Below are 664 nucleotides of genomic sequence, written 5' to 3'. Positions count from 1 at the left end.
CCGGGTCCGTGCCTGAGGACGTCACGGGACGACGCGGGGAGCACACCCGGCAGTCCCGGCCCGAAAAGGGCCCGCAAATCGGCCGGAGTGGCCCCCGGCGCCCCGAAACCGGGCGCCAGGACCGGACCGTTCAGCTTGCTCAGATCGAGCTCTCCCGGCGTGATGGTGGCGCCGACGACGACACCGATGTCACCCAAGGGCCCGACGCCCGCGTTGTACGCGGCCGCCGTGTCGACGATGTCCTGCGCGACGGTCTTTCCGTTGGGCAGCAAGGCGTTCTGCAATCCCTGCGCCTCCGGGTTGGAGGTGCGCGCGAGAACGAACAGCCCCTTGCCTTGCGTCCGCGCAACGTCGAGCGCGGGGGCCAGCGAACCGAAACCGAGGTACGGCGACACGGTGATGGCGTCCGCCTCGAGATCCGCGCCGGCGGGTAGGAACGCCGCCGTGTACGCCGCCATCGTCGAACCGATGTCGCCGCGTTTGACGTCCAGCAGGACGAGCGCGCCCGCCTCCCGGCACACCTTCATCGTCTTGGCCAGAACGGCGACCCCAGGAGGCCCGTAGGCCTCGAAAAAGGCCGACTGGGGCTTGATCACCGCGACCTCGGGCGCGAGCGTCGCAGCGGCCGTGAGGGCGAACTTCTCCAGTCCGCCCGCGTCCGCCG

1 protein-coding gene is annotated in these 664 nt (G+C 70.8%); it reads right to left on the bottom strand.

What is annotated here, in order from left to right; translation table 11 throughout:
• Positions 1 to 664 (bottom strand): orotidine-5'-phosphate decarboxylase (gene pyrF, locus DMB42_RS52785; RefSeq protein WP_125649967.1); only part of this gene is annotated, 664 nt, incomplete at both ends.

Origin of the sequence: Nonomuraea sp. WAC 01424 (genome assembly GCF_003947315.1) — a bacterium.
GTDB classification, from domain to species: domain Bacteria; phylum Actinomycetota; class Actinomycetes; order Streptosporangiales; family Streptosporangiaceae; genus Nonomuraea; species Nonomuraea spiralis.
This window is presented reverse-complemented; position numbering and strand designations above follow the sequence as displayed.